This is a genomic window from Streptococcus mitis, from assembly GCF_009496155.1.
GTDB lineage: Bacteria > Bacillota > Bacilli > Lactobacillales > Streptococcaceae > Streptococcus > Streptococcus mitis_BQ.
Window position 1 is genome coordinate 1 of the sequence record NZ_WIJP01000021.1, and the last position, 19,254, is coordinate 19,254.

12 protein-coding genes and 3 pseudogenes are annotated in these 19,254 nt (G+C 33.1%); 2 read left to right on the forward strand and 13 right to left on the reverse strand.

Features of this window, described 5'->3' with window-relative positions; genetic code table 11:
• The 11 genes and pseudogenes from GEZ84_RS09925 to GEZ84_RS09970 all read right to left on the reverse strand — a co-directional run.
• Nucleotides 1-90: pseudogene (locus GEZ84_RS09925) on the reverse strand (peptidylprolyl isomerase); the annotation flags it as partial.
• Nucleotides 91-288: 198 nt separating this feature from the next.
• Nucleotides 289-951, reverse strand: a complete 663-nt coding sequence (locus tag GEZ84_RS09930) for a NisI/SpaI family lantibiotic immunity lipoprotein (protein WP_153224415.1) — start codon at nt 949-951, stop codon at nt 289-291.
• Between the two features lie 161 nt (nt 952-1,112).
• On the reverse strand, nt 1,113-1,775 hold the full coding sequence (locus tag GEZ84_RS09935; RefSeq protein WP_153224416.1) for an ABC transporter permease: 663 nt from the start codon (nt 1,773-1,775) through the stop codon (nt 1,113-1,115).
• Complete coding sequence (locus GEZ84_RS09940; RefSeq protein WP_153224417.1) at nt 1,753-2,493, reverse strand: lantibiotic ABC transporter permease; 741 nt, start codon at nt 2,491-2,493, stop codon at nt 1,753-1,755. Before GEZ84_RS09940 ends, GEZ84_RS09935 begins: the two co-directional genes overlap by 23 nt.
• Nucleotides 2,490-3,176 carry an ABC transporter ATP-binding protein gene (locus tag GEZ84_RS09945; RefSeq protein ID WP_153224418.1) on the reverse strand — a complete coding sequence of 229 codons (687 nt, stop codon included), beginning with the start codon at nt 3,174-3,176 and terminating at the stop codon, nt 2,490-2,492. Before GEZ84_RS09945 ends, GEZ84_RS09940 begins: the two co-directional genes overlap by 4 nt.
• A gap of 171 nt (nt 3,177-3,347) precedes the next feature.
• The gene (locus GEZ84_RS10985) at nt 3,348-4,139 is read right to left on the reverse strand and encodes a sensor histidine kinase (RefSeq protein WP_228113039.1); all 792 of its coding nucleotides are present in this window, start codon (nt 4,137-4,139) and stop codon (nt 3,348-3,350) included.
• Nucleotides 4,140-4,141: 2 nt separating this feature from the next.
• Nucleotides 4,142-4,690: a hypothetical protein gene (locus GEZ84_RS10990; protein ID WP_228113040.1), complete on the reverse strand. Its 549-nt coding sequence runs from the start codon at nt 4,688-4,690 to the stop codon at nt 4,142-4,144.
• Nucleotides 4,683-5,366, reverse strand: coding sequence for a response regulator transcription factor (locus tag GEZ84_RS09955; protein WP_000276748.1), 684 nt, complete (start codon nt 5,364-5,366; stop codon nt 4,683-4,685). Before GEZ84_RS09955 ends, GEZ84_RS10990 begins: the two co-directional genes overlap by 8 nt.
• Nucleotides 5,367-5,495: 129 nt before the next feature.
• A pseudogene (locus GEZ84_RS09960) lies at nt 5,496-6,038 on the reverse strand (S8 family serine peptidase); the annotation flags it as partial.
• A 276-nt stretch (nt 6,039-6,314) separates the two neighbouring features.
• Nucleotides 6,315-6,395: pseudogene (locus tag GEZ84_RS09965) on the reverse strand (replication initiator A domain protein); the annotation flags it as partial.
• The gene (locus tag GEZ84_RS09970; RefSeq protein WP_153224419.1) at nt 6,392-6,565 is read right to left on the reverse strand and encodes a hypothetical protein; all 174 of its coding nucleotides are present in this window, start codon (nt 6,563-6,565) and stop codon (nt 6,392-6,394) included. The gene GEZ84_RS09970 and the pseudogene GEZ84_RS09965, both read right to left, overlap by 4 nt.
• A 593-nt stretch (nt 6,566-7,158) precedes the next feature.
• On the opposite strand from GEZ84_RS09970, the gene GEZ84_RS09975 reads away from it, so the two are divergent.
• Nucleotides 7,159-7,446, forward strand: a complete 288-nt coding sequence (locus tag GEZ84_RS09975) for a type II toxin-antitoxin system RelB/DinJ family antitoxin (RefSeq protein ID WP_000105961.1) — start codon at nt 7,159-7,161, stop codon at nt 7,444-7,446.
• A complete protein-coding gene (locus GEZ84_RS09980) occupies nt 7,436-7,777 on the forward strand; it encodes a type II toxin-antitoxin system RelE/ParE family toxin (RefSeq protein ID WP_136937152.1) in 342 nt (113 codons plus the stop codon). The genes GEZ84_RS09975 and GEZ84_RS09980 overlap by 11 nt, the downstream gene beginning before the upstream one ends.
• A 342-nt stretch (nt 7,778-8,119) precedes the next feature.
• Here the strand turns inward: GEZ84_RS09980 and GEZ84_RS09985 are convergent, their stop codons facing one another.
• A complete protein-coding gene (locus GEZ84_RS09985; protein ID WP_153224420.1) occupies nt 8,120-13,849 on the reverse strand; it encodes a ZmpA/ZmpB/ZmpC family metallo-endopeptidase in 5,730 nt (1,909 codons plus the stop codon).
• Between the two features lie 43 nt (nt 13,850-13,892).
• Nucleotides 13,893-19,254 (reverse strand): ZmpA/ZmpB/ZmpC family metallo-endopeptidase (locus GEZ84_RS09990; RefSeq protein WP_153224421.1); only part of this gene is annotated, 5,362 nt, incomplete at its 5' end.

Here is a 19,254-nt window from a genome sequence, read left to right on the forward strand (position 1 = left end):
ACCAGCAGTATATCCCATCATGAGAATAAAGCTAGTTGCAGCCACTGCTCCAACACTAATTAAGGCTTTAGTTTTGACTTTATTTAACATCTTAGACCTTCTTTCTATAAAAACTAGGTCAAGAATAACAAAAAGAACTTGTAAGTTTTATCACAAGAAAAAAGTATGGTATAAAACTCAATTTCAAAAGAAAATTAAGTAAATCTTCCCACAATAAAACGCATAGTATCTAGTTTTTCCAATGCCTGACACTATGCGCTTTTTTCTTTTAAAGACTTTTTGCCCAGTTTAACTTCTTAAGAAAGCCAAATGATATTCTCCATTCAATTTAACTGCTACTTTCTCGTGGATAGACTGATTTTCTAAAGAACATATTTCTCCATATTTCCAACTTTCATGCTCCCCTGATAATCTAGTGACTGACTTCACTTGATTATCTAAGTTAGCAACTGTAGCACTAAGCTCTTCTTTTGGAATAATTTTTTCAGTAATTGTAAATAATTGTTCCCCTATCTTCAACTCTCTGGCTTCTTGCTCATTGATAGCAAATCCTCCTACTAAGCGAACATTAAATAAGTCAGAAACTTTTAGAAGTTCTTCTTTAGAAATATTATCAAGTAGTTTACATTTATAGAAAGTACTATCAATTTTTATGGCAAATTCTCTATTCTTGTTTTGATATAAATCACCAATCTCCAACAAATCATTCTTTATTTCATTATTGGAATCATCGTAAGATATTTCATAAGTATCATCATGATTGCTTACTTTACTTTCAATATCTTCATATGAAATTAATTGATTAGTTACACCATAATGCTCTCCTTTATAATCGAATCGATTATAACTTGAGTCGAGAAATTTAACATCATACTTCTCATATGTACATCCAGCCAATCCAAGTAAACTTAAGAAAAAAATTACGGAAAGATAGATCTTTTTGAATTTCATAGTTCTCCTCCTAATTTTCTATAGTTAAATTATCAAAAATCAATAACGCCTCTCTCCAATATGTCTTTACAGACTTATTTTGGATATGAAGTAAAGTCAAAACAATTCCCAAACTTCCATCCCAAATTTAACACTCCCTTCATTTCCATCAGAATATATAATTAAACACCTTTTCTGCTCACAATTACTAAATTAGCGACAAACAATAATACAACATAAAAAATTAAAGCCAATAAATAGGTTGTGCTTCTAAAATTATTTTCTAAAATTATATTAACTGGTAAAATTACTGGAATCCAAAAAATATTAAGAAAAACTTTATTTGTTGCAAATAATATAAATAAACTTTCTACAACAGCAATAAGTAAATTGCCGCCTTTCGCAATAAACAATGTCAATAGCATGTGGAAATGATTTAACAATATTAGTAATAACCAACTAACTATTCCTATGTAAAAATAATATAAAAAGTGTTCTAACTCTATACCTACAACTACCCATAAAGGAATAGTGAGTAAAGATAATAGTAAATCTAACACAAAAAGTTTCGCTCCCCATATACTGGATATATTTCTCCCGCTCCTAATATTCTGATAATTATTAGCATTGATTTCTTGTTCAGATACTAATAAAGTGATTATCGTAGTTATCATACTATAGCCTAACATCGGTAAAAAGATAATATTTTCCAATACAATTGTATTATTTACAGATAATATGTAAATTGGAATTGTCAATAGTTGTATAGTAGACAAAATCAAAATAATGTATAGTTGATACGAACCTTTAAATTTAATCATTTCACTTTTTAGCAATTGGATCATTATTTAACCTCCAATTTAACATTAACAAAGAAACAATAAATAGAATCAATGATAGAAATACGGCAAATACTACCATTTTAACGTCTGTTACATGATTTGTTAAATCTAGATCTCCTGACGGTTTTATATACATAAGACTATAAGCAATTTTATAATGATATGTAAAAGGAAAGAAGAACCAAAAACTACTTTGAGCGATAAAAGGTGCAACCAAAAAACAAATCAAGGAGTTAATAGATACTAGGATATAGGGATTGATCCATTTCGAAAATAGATACAAGAGTGGCAATACCCATATGGATGTTATCGAAATAAGTACTAAACAAATTAAGTCACCAATTATATTCAATGATATTAAGTCGGCATACAAAAAATTACTTGTAAATAATAATATAGCTAAAAACCATACGTTAGAAATGAGTAAATCTTTTAATTTTAAAAGTATCTTTACGATATATATTTTTATGCTATCATTTCGAAAGTATATATTCTGGAAGTTTCCTGCAGCTTCTTCTGCTTTATAATCATATAAAAATAACAATCCAATAAGTGTATACAAAAAGATGGCTTCCCACCAATATATCGAAAAACTTTCTATAATACTCGGTCCAACAAGTAATATAGCTATTAAAATCGACAAGCCAGGAGCTATTATCAAGAATTTTTTGGATGTATTTTTTCGCTGTTTTAACCATTCTGATTTAAATATTTTTATCATATTGCGTCACCTCCATGAACAATTCTAAAAAATAAAGATTCTAAATCATCACTTTGAACATTCGAACCGTCGTAAAAAATTTGACCATCATGTAAAATAACAATTTTATCTGCCACTTTACTAACTTCATACAGTTGATGGCTAGATAAAAGAATTGTCATTCCTGATTTCTTTAAAGAAATCATTAAATTCAATAATTCCTTTATACCATCTGGATCCAATCCATTGGTAGGTTCATCTAAAATGAGCAAATCTGGACTAGTAATTATTGCCATACCTAATCCCAAACGTTGTTTCATACCTAAATAAAAGCTTCCTGCTTTTTTCTTTCCCGTATTAGATAGCCCAATCAAGTTTAATACTTCATTAATTCGTTCGTCAGAAATGTCATATAACAATGCTCTAGTTTTTAAATTATCAAATGCAGATAAGTTCATATAGATAGCAGGAGTTTCAATAAGCGCTCCAATCTCATATATGCTCGCATTTTTTCCCCCATTAAAAATAACCGTACCACTATCAGCGTTTTCAAGACCAAAAATAATCTTCATAATTGTTGATTTTCCTGCACCATTGATACCTAATAATCCACAAATACTTCCCTCTTTTATTTCAAAAGAAATATTTTTCAGCACTTCTCTATCCTTATATGATTTTCTAAGTTTTTGAACTTGTATATTCATAACTATAATTCCTCCTTATTTTATACTTGTATGTTACACTTTATTTTTCAAAATTTGTTCAGATTTTTCAATTTTAAAAAATAAAAAAATAGATATTCCTCAATTTAGAAGATTATCTATTTTTATATACATAACTATTATATGGAAGCTATCTAATATATCCCTATAGAATTATTTTTTAATAAGCAACGTCACTTGAGCACCACCTCTATCTGGATTTGATAAAAACAATTCTCCAAAATGTCTAGTTGCAACTTGTTTAGCAAATGCTAACCCTAAACCATAGTGCTTATTATTCCTACCTTTATTCTCAGTATAAAATAACTTATCTGCATTTAATAAGGACTGTTCAGTAAAAGGCATACCATTATTCCACACTCCAAAATTAATATACTCTGTTTCCTCAATGATAGTAAGAGTAACTTTTTTTTCTCCAGAACTATATCTTGCTGCATTTGCTAAAATATTAATTAATGCCCTATTTAAATTAAAACGATTTCCCTTAAAAAACATTAATTTTGTAGTATTAATAATTTTGAAATCAACCTTTGCATTATTCATTACAGATTTCGCCTCTACTGACAGATCACTTAAAAAATCAGGTAAATATATCTGTTCCCCATAATCTTTATCTTCAATTAGTAATCTTGAATAATCAATCATTGAACTAAAGTATCTTTCAAAAATCACTATACTGTTATTCATTGACTGAGTATATTCCTTCTGTTGATCAGTCAGGTTAGTTAATTCAAGCAACTCTAAATTTCCCTTTAGTACTGTTAAAGGAGTTTTTACATCATGAGCTAATGCACCAACTTGAAAAGATAAATCTTCCTTCTCCCTTCTCTCTGATTTGAGTAAATTAGTTAACTCGTCGTCCTTTTGATATAATACAGAGAGAATTTCATCAAACTCTTGTATTTGAGCGGGAATGTTTTTTTCTTTAAATGTTAACTGCCCCATGTTTAAAGCTTTTTTTGTATAAGTAGAAAATTTTTTGAAAATTCTTTTATTAATCTTGTAAGTGACCAAATGAGTAAAATCGTTTCGAAAACGAAGAAAAATAAATAAGAAAATAGATTAAATGAAATGTGACGCAAATTCGGATTAACAAACTCAGGTATCATGGGTTGCCTGACAGTAAGTACAATCTCTGAATTAGCATAATACCCATAATACACCGCACTATTACTTACAGATTCATTTTTATCAAACACTTCTCGATAGGCAGGCAAATCCTTTTTTTGATAATTACCCTCTTCAATTGTACCTGTCTTGCGATTAAATACAACATAGTCAAATATAGAGTTATTCATTGCTTGAACTACATCACTTAAATTGCTGGTATCACTCACTGAAATTTCAATTTTAGAGCCGTATACATTTAATTGTCCTGTAAAAACAAGTAAATAAGTAAATATAAAAAATAAAAGTATACTCAGTAACGTACCTGTTACTAGTTCTAAAACAGTCCTTATTATACGTCCTCTAATTGTACTATTCTTCTTAATCATGCCACTTGTATCCCATACCTCTAACTGTTTTTATAGGATTAATTCCATAGGATGAGAATTTTAATCTTATTTGATAGATATACTCAGATATTGAACGAAAGAGGGTTTCAGCATCATCATCATAAACGTTTTCATATATATCTTGTACAGTAAAAATTTTTCTTGGATTGCTAGATAATAGCTCTATGATATCATATTCCCTACTTGTAAAGGCAAGACTATCTCCATTAATACAAACAATTTTTTCTTGTAAATAAATTGTTATTGGGGATAATTCTCGAACAATTTGGTTACTTAATTCACCTTGTTTGTATCGTTCTTCTCGTTTGAGATTTGCAGCAACTTTGGCAATTAATTGATTGATGCTGAAAGGTTTTGTAATATAGTCATCTCCTCCTAAATTCAATCCTGATACTATATCATCTTCGGTGTCTTTTGCACTAACAAAAATAATAGGGGAGCTTACTTTATTTCTAATCTGCTTACAAATTTGCATACCATCTATATTAGGCATCATTACATCTAATAAAATCAAATCAAATCCTTTGAAATTATTAATATTGATTGGTACGGTGACTTCTTGATACGTCGTTACCTGATAGTTTTTCATCTCCAAAATAGTTCGCATCAGTTTCAAAATTTCAAAATCGTCATCTACAACTAATATCTTATACATTCTATCACCTCAAAATATTTTAGAGAACTATCTGCAAAGCTCCGTATTCTTGACAAAGAATAGTCTCAATACATCAATTTGTAATTGTTCTTTATTCTTTAAATTAAATTTTTAGAAACTAGTACAAATCTATTTTACACTATCTTGAACAAAATTCGTAATATTTAATAGTATAATTTGAGTGCCGTCAATGTCATTTCTTATCCAGCAATTATCATACAATAATTTAATTACCTTATCTGGTTGATCTTTCAAATGATATTTCTCAATGATTAACCCAAGTGCTGCTGAAACCTTTGGTGTTGAAATGGATGTCCCATAAGCATAAGTATATTTCCCTTCAAGTGTCGGTACAATGACCCATTCTTTTTCAAATGCTTTATCATTAGCCCACTGTTCATATCCAATTGTTGCTAGTTTATGACTTCCTCCTCCTGTTGCATATATATCTATTACATTATTTCCTTTATTTGAAAAACTAGATACAAAATCGTTATCATTTACTGACCCTACTGTCACAACATTGTCTAATCCCGCAGGGATATCCATAACTTTCCCATCTATATGTGAATAATCCTTCCCCTTAAGTTCTCCAAGGTAATGTTTCAATGATTCTTGATTATTTAAATCTAGACCCTCATCACCTACTGAAGTAACAATTATTGAACCTTGACATTTGAGATTGTATCAGAGAAAATTCAGATTTTATTCAGAGAAAAAATCATCTTTACACTACTAGTGAAATTCAAATTTAAGAAAGAATCAATTTCTAAAATTTTTCATGTCCTAAAAAATAGAATAAGTTTTGAACTTGTTCAGATTATTTTCTATCCCCTCTTCCACTTGTATCCTGTCCAACATGCTAAGACAAGTAAAGCAAGGTTAAAAATGATAAAGAAATGTAACCTTTTCTACTTTTCTTCTCAAAATAGGTTGAGAATTTCTTTCTTCCTCATCCTCAAAAAGAATTTTAGGTAATTTATAATACCGTTCTGAAGTTTGGTATTGATTTGCGGTAATTCGTTTCATAGAGCTCCTCCTAGTTCTTTGAGTATTAAATCTCCACTTGATTCCAATCGAACCAAGCCACTTTTTTCTAATTCAGTCATCAGAGATATGGCTTCAACAATGTCAATTCCCATTTCACGTACTAAAAATGAAATGACAATATTGCGTGATGATTGTAATTCTTTTGTCATTTTCCCTCCTGAAAATAAAAAAACGGAAAGATTGTGAAATTCCTTTCCGTAACATAACAAATATTTGAACACCAAACTCAACACCAAAAAATGTTTTTATTGATGATTATTGCTTAATTAAGCACTTATAACAATGTGAAAAATTAAAATCTAAAACAACAAAAACCCTTGGAATTCAAGGGTTTTAAGCATTTATTCTACTTCACAATGTTTTATTATTTTAAATCTTCTAGACCAACCATTGAATAGTAGCCATTGAGTTTTTTTCCTTTCGTAGCAAGGGTTTAGAGTCCCTATTTTATTTTACTATTGTTTGAACATAAAATGAATGATGTTCAAACAGTTCTTGTTTTATGACATAGAAATCTAATTTATATTATATCATGACTTCTTTATTTTGTCTGCTCTTGTTTCCAGATTAAGAAACTTTTGAATTCGATTAAAATTCCAATCTTTTGCTATTCACTCATTTATCTTTCTACAAAACTGCAACGTAATGAAAAACTGCCAATGCTTATTTTCCCCATACTTGACTTTTTCTATGTTTTTTTGTAAGATATGTGTAATACAACAGCATTACAAGGAGAAATACTATGTCAACACTTACACGAGACCGAGTTTATAACTTCCGAGTCAATAACCAACTATTCGAAGAAGCAAAAAATATTCTAGAAAGCAAAAACATCAGCCTTTCAGATGCTCTCAACCTTTTTGTAGAACAAATCGTCCTTGAAAAAGGTCTCCCAATTAAGACAGCCGACCAACTCAAAGCAGAAGTCTTCCTAGGCGAACTCAAAGCAGAACTAGATAAAGGCTACCAAGACATCATCGAAGGACGTCTCTACGACGCAGACGAGGTCTTTTCAAAGTATGGACTATAAAGTACGCTTTACAGAACAAGCTAGACAAGACTTAGACGGTATTTTCATCTATTACTCCACAGAGTTCAGTGAAAACATAGCCAAGAAAGTCATCACTCGCCTCCAACAAACCAGCAACCTACTCATGTTCTCACCAGAGGGGGGTATTAACTTTGATCATAAAATCGGATACTCCCTCTATCCAGGAAACACGCTCAGAATGATTGTCTCTAAACAATACCTACTCTTTTACCTCATTCATGAAAAAGAAGTCCATATCCTGAGAATTATCAATTCACGCACCGACTACCTAAACCAACTCGACCACCTCTTTCAACATATCCAAGACTGAGAAGTAAGCTCTCAGTCTTTTTATCTACTGCAAATCGCTTGCAGATGAAAAATCATAAACAAGAATTTTTTATAATAAAATGAAATAAAATATGAACAAATCAATTTCTAATAATATTTTAGAAGGCACACTGTATTATTCTAACTTCAATCTTTTGTATTACTAAGGTGCAATACTTTTTACGAGGTTCTTATGTCCTCTTCTTGTTTCAATTGACTATAAAACAAAACCACACAATGTTTCTTTCAGCTTAATTGAGTATAAAACTGAAATTATCACTGTGTGGTTTTATTTTGAAGCTAGTTTTTGCCCAACATCATATTAAGTAGCAATTTGTTATATTCATTTAAACAAAGGATTAAAGAAACCATCTGTATTTTTTAGTAGGGCTTTGAATACTTTGGATTTCAAGTCCACTGTATTTTTGAAATGATCTTTAATTTTCGGATCTGACATTCCCTCCAGATCTTTGCGAACTGCTTTATCAAATAAAGTGCGTAACTCATCATAGTTGCTAATATGGGTTCCATCAATATCGATAGCCTCAAAACCTTTCTTAGCTTTAACAAGAATTTCCCCGTACCAATGTCTCTTCCACTCTTCAAGGGTTTTAAAGTTTCCTTGCGATACTTTATTAATTATTAGCTTATCGCTTAGTAAACCATGGTTGTTTTTATCTGCTTCTGTTTTGTATTTATTGGATACATAACTGATAAAGCCATTTTCATAACCATAATAGCCCCACATACGGAAAGCATTATGCTTAAATGATAATGAACCAGGTGCACCATCACTCGTATTTCCACCGTAAATACCAGCCATCATATTGACATTCACGTAAGCTGAGTTTGGAGTGAAATCCTCTGGACGATAAATTCCATCCCCTGGATTTCCATGTTTTGTCATAAAATTATTATCGATTAAATCATTGATGCTTGATAACTTTTTAGCTTTTTCTTCTTCATTCAAATCACGAACTTTATCCCATTGATTCGGCGCTTTGAGCTTATTCAAATTGTCAATAGTCCGTATTGCCTTGTCAACTTTCTTGAACCACTTCGTATTAATATCTGGTACCCCTGATTCTAGAACTGCATCTGCTTCTAGATGATCTAGCATCATTAGTGCTTCATTATAGTTTTTCATGTAGCGGTCAATGTCTTCACGAGTTTGAAGCTTATCAGGATTATAATTGTACCATTGGTCACCATCATTTTCACGATGATAGGCCATGTTAAGACCTAGAGCACCATATTCACCGTTACCTGTAGATTTATCAGGTGTTTGCAACATACCTTGAGCATATGCTTCAACGTCGGTGCCTTCACGATGACTATTTCCTCCAAAATATAACATACGGTCATTGACGTGTGTTGTTTCATGTGTAAAGGCTGAAATACCAAACGGACTAATCATATCTGTCACCATAAACAAGACCTTGTCATCATTATTTGGATTAGGGAATATTGAAGCCATAGCGCCCATACGCCCATCTCTATCATGGTGTCGCCATGTTGGACCATATAATTCACGAATTGGGGCTACAGGGTTACCTTTACTGTCAAATCCTCGACGACCTACAGGAGAACCATTGTAGGTTTGATTATCCCAAACAGGTGTTGGAACCATATTTTGACTCTTGAGCAATCTATCTCGTACACTTGGTAATGCTAAACGTGACCAGAAGTCAAGGTAAGTTTGTTGTGCATGTGCAACCTTATCAATTTCTTTTTTGAATTCATTTCTAGCTTCTTCTGTATGTTTACCATATTTCTCAAATGAACTATAAGCCATTGTATTATATGTTGAAATTAAGAACATATGAGCTTTCTTCAAGTTGAGCAACGGTAAAATCATACGTCCATGAACACTGTTATCTAAACCATCGAACACACGATGACGTTTATCTTTCAACTCTGTATTTGTTGTCTTAGGTTCTGAAACATAAACATTCTTAGCTGAGTGGATAAACCAATCATTAATATCTTTATCCTCAGTGAACAAACGCATGTTGTATTCTAAGAAGTTACGTAAATTACCTTTACCAGTGTTACCTGAGATGATTTCACGGTAAGCATCTTGAGTCCGATCACCCTTCAAGTTCTTTTCACTCGAACCGATGTTGATGAGTCTGTCAATAACACTTGGTGTCTTACCATAAAAGTCAGGTTTAAACATCATGATGTTTTTTATACTCATGTCACCGTATTTGATATCATAGTAACGATTGAGATAAGTCAGAGCCATTATGATTTTAGCTTTATTGGTTTCTACTTTCTTGAGAAGTGCTTTTATCGCAGCTTCATCACCATTCAATTGATGGTCTTCGTTTTCAACAATAGCTTTAACTAGTTTGTCAAGATTTTCTTTCACGTCCGCAAAGCTTTCTTCAAAGAATAAATCTTTAATATAACCATTCTTACGTTCATCCGAATTAGCATTAGGATCTCTAGATGTATCTCGTTTATCCATCAAGGCACGGACTTCTTGTGAAATCAATTCTACACTTGATAATTGAGCTTTAACATCAGCAATCAATTTATCACGATTTTTAACAACCATATTCGGTGTATAGACAACATCACCAAGACCAGATACGCTATATTCACGCACTTGTTGGACTTTAGAATCCTTGAGTGTGACCCCCATTTCTTCTTTTGTACCATCTGCATAGTGAATCATTATTTTATCGATATCCGATAAATCGGTCACGAATTGACCATCCTTCATCCCCGTAACAGAAAGGACTTCTTTCTTAGCTAAGTTTGAATCTTCTGCAAGTTTGTTACCTTGGTTGACAATCCATTCTTTGTTATAAAATGGTTGAAGTTTCTCAATATTACGATAAGCCAAATCACGTTCGGATTTGTAGTCTTGAGTTGATTTGTATTCCTCTGATTTTGGTGCTGTACGGTTAAGCGTATCTTCAGGAAGAGCACTAATTTCAAATCCACTAGCTGTTATATTGTACCCTGTAATTTTCTTATTAGCTTCTTCTAAACTAATTTCTTTAACACGTTTAGAACGTTGATATGAAGAGGCTCCTGTACTCATATCACGAACAACGAAATCATTTTCAAGTCTATTACCTGAGAAGTAACCACCTTCGTCATCTATATTTCTTGAACCATAGAAGATCTCACCTTTAGAAACTTTCACCATTGATACGTTATCTTCAATTTGCCCTAATACCCAGTTAGAACTGATAAACCCACCAACATCAACTGGATTATCAATGTCAATTGTACCTTTAGCAACTGAATGACGAACAGAACCCTCTTTTCCTACAGTGAAATTATCCATACCATTATCAGATTTCGCGACAAGTCCAGCAGCTCTAGCTCGTTTACCTGTGATTGTTACATCAGCATATGCTCTATCTAAGTTACCTTTCCAAATTTCACCAGCAATACCAGCTAAATTCCAATCACGATCACCAACAGCCTGCAATTTACCGATAAATGCTACATTTCTTAACAGGCCACCACGATCAATCTTATTAACAATACCAGCAATACTATTGTTTCCAAGAATGCTACCAGTAACCTTGATATTCTCAACTGTCGCATTTTTAACAGTCTTAGCAAGTGCTGAAATATCATTAATCCAAGGCATATTGATATTAACGTTTGCTAAGTTAATATTTTTAACTGAACCACCTTCGATACCACCGAATAATTGACGTTTCATGTTATGAATTGAATACTGGTTACCTTCTACACTGGTCAATGTACCTCTAAATGTCCCAGGTACATATTCTTTATTAGGCGTTGGTACATTTTCTGCATTCAAATCTGCACCAATTTTAAATGTACCGTTTTTATTAACATTCATAGCGTCTACTAAATCTTTAAAGTTATAGTAGACATTATCTTCTTTAGGATGGGGTTTTTCAATATAATGAACATACTTGTTACGAACCTTCGTTGGGTCTGTATGTTGAATCAAATCTTGAGCAGTTGCTGTAATTTTATAAAGTTCTTTTTCTTTTTCAGTTACCAACTCAATATTATCAACTGCTAAACGTGTTACTTTATTATCACGACTAGTGATTTTTAAGTACATTTTCTTCACATCTTCATCTGAAGGTTTTTCAGTCATGAAATCACTAGGTGTTTCAGTACCATCATCATTCACCTTCACTAAATTAGTAGATGAAATATTTTTAATTTCGATCTTTTTCAACTCTAAACGTAAAGGTTTTTCATCCAATTTAGAAGTTTCATCACCTTCACCACGGTTGTAAGTCATTGTTGTTGCAATTTTATAATCTTTGAATAAATCCAAACCTTGAATAGCGTCTGTCAATTTTTCTTTAGATAAATCAACTCGCTTAACAACAGTGTCCCCATCTTTAATCTCAGCTATAATGCTCTTGATTTCAGCATTACCTGTATTTTCAAGAGTGTAATCCAATTTAGCTGAACGATCCATCGCATCTTCTGTAACCTTATCTAAAGTCAAAGTTGGAGCAACTTTTGACGTATATTCTGGCAACTCAGCTTGAACTGCGGGTTCGCCTTTTTCAGTTACAACTGCTTCGGGTAAGGCTGGTTGAATCTCAGGTTCGCCTTTTTCAGTTACAACTGCTTCTGATAAGGCTGCTTGCACCTCAGGTTCTCCCTTTTCAGTGACTACAGCTTCGGGTAGGGCTTGTTGCACCTCAGGTTCGCCTTTTTCAGTTACAACTGCTTCTGATAAGGCTGCTTGCACCTCAGGTTCGCCTTTTTCAGTTACAACTGCTTCTGATAAGGCTGTTTGTACTTCAGGCTCGCCTTTGTCGGTCACGACAGCTTCGGGTAAGGCTGCTTGCACCTCAGGTTCGCCTTTTTCAGTTACAACTGCTTCTGGTAAGGCTGGTTGAACTTCAGGTTCGCCTTTTTCAGTTACTACAGCTTCGGGTAGGACTTGTTGCACCTCAGGTTCGCCTTTTTCAGTTACTACAGCTTCTGGTAAGGCTGGTTGAATCTCAGGCTCGCCTTTTTCAGTGACTACGGCTTCTGGTAAGGCTGGTTGAACTTCGGGTTCCCCTTTTTCAGTTACAACTGATTCTGATAACGATGGTTGAACTTCAGGTTCGCCTTTTTCAGTGACTACGGCTTCTGGTAAGGCTGCTTGAACCTCAGGTTCGCCTTTTTCAGTTACAACTGCTTCTGATAAGGCTGCTTGAACCTCAGGTTCTCCCTTTTCAGTGACTACAGCTGCTGGTAATTCTGGCTGAACTGCAGGTTCAACCTTTTCTGTGACTACAGCTTCGGGTAAGGCTGGTTGAACTTCAGGTTCGCCTTTTTCAGTTACAACTGCTTCTGATAAGGCTGCTTGAACCTCAGGTTCACCCTTTTCTGTGACTACAGCTTCGGGTAAGGCTGGTTGAACTTCAGGTTCGCCTTTTTCAGTTACAACTGCTTCTGATAAGGCTGCTTGAATCTCAGGTTCACCCTTTTCAGTGACTACAGCTGCTGGTAATTCTGGCTGAACTGCAGGTTCACCCTTTTCTGTGACTACTGCTTCGGGTAAGGCTGGTTGAACTTCAGGTTCGCCTTTGTCTGTCATAACTTTGGATTGTTCAACTAGCGAAACCGATGAAACCGTTCTCTCATCAAATTCCAAGTAACCAACATATCTGTAACCAGAAATTTGCAACACACCATCACGTCCAGACTCATGGATGTTAGCATTCAAATTAAGTGCTGAAGTAGTTGATAGTGTAACTAAACCTGTCGCCCCTACAATCAAAAATGTAGCTATTTTTTTATTTCTCTTATCTTTTGTAATAACTACAACAAGACTACCGATGGTCAATAAACCCAATACAGTCATAATAGATTGTGATTGACCAGTATTTGGTAGTGCGTCTTTCTCATAAACCAAAGCATATGATTCTTTTGATTCGTCAGGTCTACCTTGTTTGAGTTGATCACGTTCAGTTTGTGTCAAATTACTATAATCCAAGTAATGATAAGTCGATGCACCAACAACTGACGGTGCAAATAAAAGACTCCCCAAGAATACCGAACCAACAATACCCTTTATTTTCCGAATGGAAAATCTATCTTTTTTTAATAATGACAATTGTAATCCTCTACCTTTACTTTTTATTTCCTAATAGCAAATACTATTTTTTATTCTCAAAAATTGAATTTCTAAAATCATCGGTTTGATCAAGATAGGCTTTAAAGATTGCCTGTTTAAGTTTATGAACTCTACTTCTTTCTGGATATATATTCACAAGATAATCCTCAGCATCTTCATTGACAGCAGTAGTTATCATTCTTTGAAGATCTTCTATATTTTTTATTGTCACTCTATCTTTTCTGAACCAACTTCCATTTGGGTTATCGAAGCTAATGCTCATTAATTTATTAAATTTAGCTTTTCGTTCTTCATACATTGCTTTTTTGAAATCAACCCATGATTTATATTCATTATTAAACACTTTTTGAAGTACTAACTCATCAGTTACATTACCGATTACTTTACCATATGATGTAATAACATCACCATTGGCTTTTGCTTCTTCCGCATATTGATTAGAAATATATGGCACCATTCCATCTTTAAAACCTTTTGCGGCTAACAATTCAAACGCCATACGACGACCCATTAAATCACCCGGAGTTCCTTTATCATTACTTAGAGCAGAATATATTGGTGAGAATAGTTTAATTGTATAATATCCATTTCGTTTAAAAGTATTGTCATTTCCATTTTCGTATCCTCTTCTTGTAATAACATCATTTTCAATTAAACTATTAAATGAGGTTAATTTGTTAAGTTCACTAGTATTTAAATAACGAATAACATTGGTTGCATAAACTCTACTTCCGTCTGGATCTGTTTCAAATTTATTTTCTATTCTTCTCAACAACTCATTTTTCTTAGAAATATCTAATTTAACAACTGCATTACCTTCTAGATATTCTAGCATATAAATTACATCAAACATATTATGCATATATTTTTGTAAATCTTCTGCATTATTAAATCGTTTTGTAGGATCTTTTACCTGAAGTCTAGTTGGATCTTCTGATTTTTCATATTTCAATATAGAGTTAATCGTAATAGTAGGATCATTTGGATGATCAGGAGCTTGTAACAATCCTTTAGCATAAAACTCTGGTCCAAGTCCATTTCGTCTTCCGTATCCTCCAAGATAAATTTCTCTATCTGAGTTATGCGTCATTTCGTGTGTATAAGTTACCGCACCATCTTTATCAAGCATACGATATGCCATATAGTAGAATGCATCCCCTGTAGCGTATGCTCCATTAGCATTATGAACAACATTATTTCCTGCTGGACCAAAGAAATGTTTTATTGCTGGATGATCAGTTTCAAAAGTAGCTTGGTATGTATCTTTATCTACTTTTTCATCTGTACCAAATCTAAATGCATCATAGACTAGAACACTTCTATACAATTTTGATTTATTTTTATCATCTAATATTTTATACCAATAATCATAGTGATCTCTAAATCTAACAGCCGCTTCTTTAGCTTTTGTTTCAACATACTCATTTAAATTAGTTCCTGCTGGATGTTCTTTACTTCTATATCTATCATAAGCTCCAAATCCTATAGTCGAAATGTTGGCTATAATAAACACCGATTTTTCAGGTAATGTTAATAGCGGTAAGACCATACTTGGGTATTTCCAAGATGGGCTAGTTAATCTATCATATACTCCAATTGAATATGGACTACCAGCTATTGATTGCTTATCACTTACCTCTTTAATTGTAGATTTTTCTTCTACTATATAAGCTTTAGTTTGTTCTTTAAACCACTCATTATTGGTTTTATCTGGCACGAATGCTTTTCTATATTTTTCTAATGCATCAAATAAATTATTAGTTTTATAATTTTTCGCTAATAAAACGTTATAAGTTATAACATTATTTTTTGCTAGTAGATTATTATATCCAGATTTACCTAGTTCGATAACATTATCTAACGCTGAACTATTTGATTTACCGAAGAAATCCAAGTGGTACATAACTAAATCTTTCGCTTTTGTATTACCATATTTGAAATTGTACCAACGTTCTAAATATGTTAATCCTAGAAGTAAAGCTTCCTTATTATTTTTAATTTTTTCGATTACATAATTATCTATTACCCTACTGTTATTTTCAGCTATTGCAGCATCTGCAGTAAGTAGTTTCGTTAAACTATCTCTCAAGTTATTTTTTGTAGTATTGAATTGTTCTTCTAAATATAGTTCTGTTAAACTAACATCATTTGAAACATCTAATACTTTTCTAATTTCCTTTGATTTATATTCTACACTATTTAATGCTGGTAATACTTCATCTAAAATATTATTATAATTGCGAAGTAATGTATTCGGTGTGTAAATTAATTTTGTATCGCCTATTCTATACTCTGCTACATTTGAAAAATCACTTTGATAATTTACATTAAGTGTTTCTGCTGTATTGTCCGCGTAATATAGTAATAGTTTATTTATACTTGATTTGTTTTTGTTAATATCACTTATTACTTCATTATCTTTCATAGGAACTACTGACAATAATTCCTTATTGTAAAGATTACTACTTGCTTCTACTAAATTCCCGTACTTAACTATTGTCTCTCTATTATAGAACGGTAATAGTTTTTCTATATTTTTATAAACTTTTTCTTTAGATGAAACGGCATTTTCAAGATTTCTATAGTCAGTTACATATCTAGAAGAGAAATTAAAATCTTCTGTTTTAATAGTATTTTTAGATACAAAAGAAGCTTTTTTCTCTCTAATCTGTGCGTCTTCTAATACTTCTCCTCTTTGAACAGTAGAATCCTTAGTTAAGATTTCATCATCTTCTGCTACTACGTTCACAACTTTATTATTTTTGTTGCTATATGTGCCATTTACTTTTATACCATTAAAATTATCACCCGCAATAGCATTACCATTCGTTACATTAACGTCGCTTAATACGTTTGTAAGGTTACCCGAGTTACTTACTTCTGAAGAATCTCTATCCCAAAGATTACCTACAACTCCACCAACTTTACCAAAACGCTGCACATTATTTAGATTCCCTTCAGCATAACTATTTCTAATTAGTGCACTCTTATCTACTGCTCCAGCTATCCCACCAACAACTTGGTCTCCAGTATTGGCATTTGTCGCCATATCAATAGACGCAATCGACTTGTCTATTAATGCTCCCGAACCAGAAAGTTTACCTACTAAACCTCCGATTTGATAACTAGCAACTGTTTTATATGTATTAGTTATTCTGCCTGTATAGCTACTGTTAGAAATAGTAGAATTATTAACTTGTGATACTAATCCTCCTATTCCATGTTCACCAGCTATCGCTCCATCAGCATGAACATTACTAATTGCAGTTCTATTTTTCGCTTCTTTTGCAAGTGTTGCAGCATCTTCTTTTGCTGAAATATTGGCATCTTTTATTGAAAGATCTTTTACTGTAGCGCTATTTAGCACATTAAACAGTGGTTTTTTCAGGTTATATATAGCGTAATACTTATTATTATTTTGCCCTATTAATGTTCCATGAAATTCATTTTTCACATAACTTTCTTGACCATCTGGAAGTTCAAGTTCACGAGCATCCATAGTTGCACCTAAACGGAATGTGCCATTAGGAGTGTTATTCATTGCATCTACTAAATTTTTAAATGATGTATAGACACCAGTTTCACTTTGCTGAGTTTTTGGTAAATAGTAAGTATAATTTTCTAATACATTATTATTTTCATGATGTATCAGATTATTTGCACTTGCTACTATTTTATAAACAGCTCTATTATCTTTATTATCATTAGTAATGCTTGTAACTGGTAGCATCACATCTTTAAAATTCTCTGATTTAACTTTCATGAAGTAATTTTGTGGGTCATTTGGTGCAGAATCTAATGAAGTTACATGACGATACTTATCACCTTCTTTTGAATATAGTTCTACAGAAGATATATTTCTAAGCTCTAATTTCTTATTAACGTCTTCTTCTTTAACATCGTCTTTTTTCTCATCTTTATGACGTTCTAGTGCATCATATGTCGGAGTAATTTCTTTACCATTTATAATACTTCTAATCCAGTCTAATTGTGTTGGAGATAATATTAATCCTCCTGAACGGTTCTTAGCACCATTTTGGTGTACACCAATGACTTCACCGTTAGTATTAAATATTCCTCCACCACTCATACCAGGTTTTCCACCTTGATATTGAACACCGTAGGTATTATTCGCATATTTTTGTTCCATTTCAACTGTAGCATCTTTTAAGTGCGTATATTCCCCACCTGGATATCCATAGATATTTAGTTTGTCATGAATATTTACTTTCGAGTAATTTTCTACTAGATTTACATGTTTTCTTTCTAAAGATTGTGGTAATTTAATCACTGCTAAATCATAGATAAATCCTTTTGGATAATCTTTTTGATTATAAAAATGAATATCCTCTGAAGTAAATGAACCTTTTTGTCCATCAGGTGTTACCCATTCATATGTATTTTTAGACTTTTCTCCTCTAAATTCACCCGTGCTGTTATCTGAAGAATTATTAATGAAATTGTGTGCTACTGTCAATAATACATTAGGTGCTATAAATGTAGCTGAACCAGTTCCAGATAACGCTTGATTACCTTTAACAAAATTCATTCTAAGTAGTGCACTGGCATTTTTTTGAACATTATTCGTTTCTGTTGTATTGTTAGTTTCTTCAGAAGGTTTTGTACTTTCTGATTTCAGCGGCTCGATTTTCCCAGTATATTCTTGAAGTGGGGCTACCTGTTCAGGTTCACCTTTATCACTTACTACTGCTTCTGGTAACTCTGGCTGAATTGCAGGCTCGCCTTTGTCGGTTACTACTGCTTCCGGTAAAGCTGGTTGAACTTCAGGCTCACCTTTTTCAGTAACAACAGCTTCTGGTAATGCAGGATGAACTTCGGCTTCACCTTTTTCAGTAACAACAGCTTCTGGTAATGCAGGATGAACTTCGGCTTCACCTTTTTCCGTGACTACCGCTTCTGGTAACTCTGGCTGAATTGCAGGCTTGCCTTTGTCGGTTACTACTGCTTCTGGTACAGCTGGTTGAACTTCAGGCTCACCTTTTTCAGTAACAACAGCTTCTGGTAAAGCTGGTTGAACTTCGGCTTCACCTTTTTCCGTGACTACCTCTTCTGGTAACGCTGGTTGAACTTCGGGTTCGCCTTTGTCAGTAACGACTGCTTCAGGTAATGCAGGATGAACTTCGGCTTCACCTTTGTCAGTAACGACTGCTTCTGGTAAATCTGACTGGACTGCAGGCTCGCCTTTTTCAGTAACAACAGCTGCGGGTAATTCAGGTTGGACTTCTGGTGTGCCTTTGTTGGTTACTACAGCTTCTGGTAAAGCTGGTTGAACTTCAGGCTCACCTTTTTCAGTAACAACAGCTTCAGGTAATGCTGGTTGAACTTCGGCTTCACCTTTTTCCGTGACTAAAGCTTCTGGTAAC

What these genes read in the sequence shown, in the direction of transcription:
- GEZ84_RS09930 (WP_153224415.1), bottom strand. Translation starts at nt 951, where the DNA reads ATGAAATTCAAAAAGATCTATCTTTCCGTAATTTTTTTCTTAAGTTTA.
- GEZ84_RS09935 (WP_153224416.1), bottom strand. Translation starts at nt 1,775, where the DNA reads ATGATCCAATTGCTAAAAAGTGAAATGATTAAATTTAAAGGTTCGTAT.
- GEZ84_RS09940 (WP_153224417.1), bottom strand. Translation starts at nt 2,493, where the DNA reads ATGATAAAAATATTTAAATCAGAATGGTTAAAACAGCGAAAAAATACA.
- GEZ84_RS09945 (WP_153224418.1), bottom strand. Translation starts at nt 3,176, where the DNA reads ATGAATATACAAGTTCAAAAACTTAGAAAATCATATAAGGATAGAGAA.
- GEZ84_RS10985 (WP_228113039.1), bottom strand. Translation starts at nt 4,139, where the DNA reads ATGGGGCAGTTAACATTTAAAGAAAAAAACATTCCCGCTCAAATACAA.
- GEZ84_RS10990 (WP_228113040.1), bottom strand. Translation starts at nt 4,690, where the DNA reads ATGATTAAGAAGAATAGTACAATTAGAGGACGTATAATAAGGACTGTT.
- GEZ84_RS09955 (WP_000276748.1), bottom strand. Translation starts at nt 5,366, where the DNA reads ATGTATAAGATATTAGTTGTAGATGACGATTTTGAAATTTTGAAACTG.
- GEZ84_RS09970 (WP_153224419.1), bottom strand. Translation starts at nt 6,565, where the DNA reads ATGACAAAAGAATTACAATCATCACGCAATATTGTCATTTCATTTTTA.
- GEZ84_RS09975 (WP_000105961.1), top strand. Translation starts at nt 7,159, where the DNA reads ATGTCAACACTTACACGAGACCGAGTTTATAACTTCCGAGTCAATAAC.
- GEZ84_RS09980 (WP_136937152.1), top strand. Translation starts at nt 7,436, where the DNA reads ATGGACTATAAAGTACGCTTTACAGAACAAGCTAGACAAGACTTAGAC.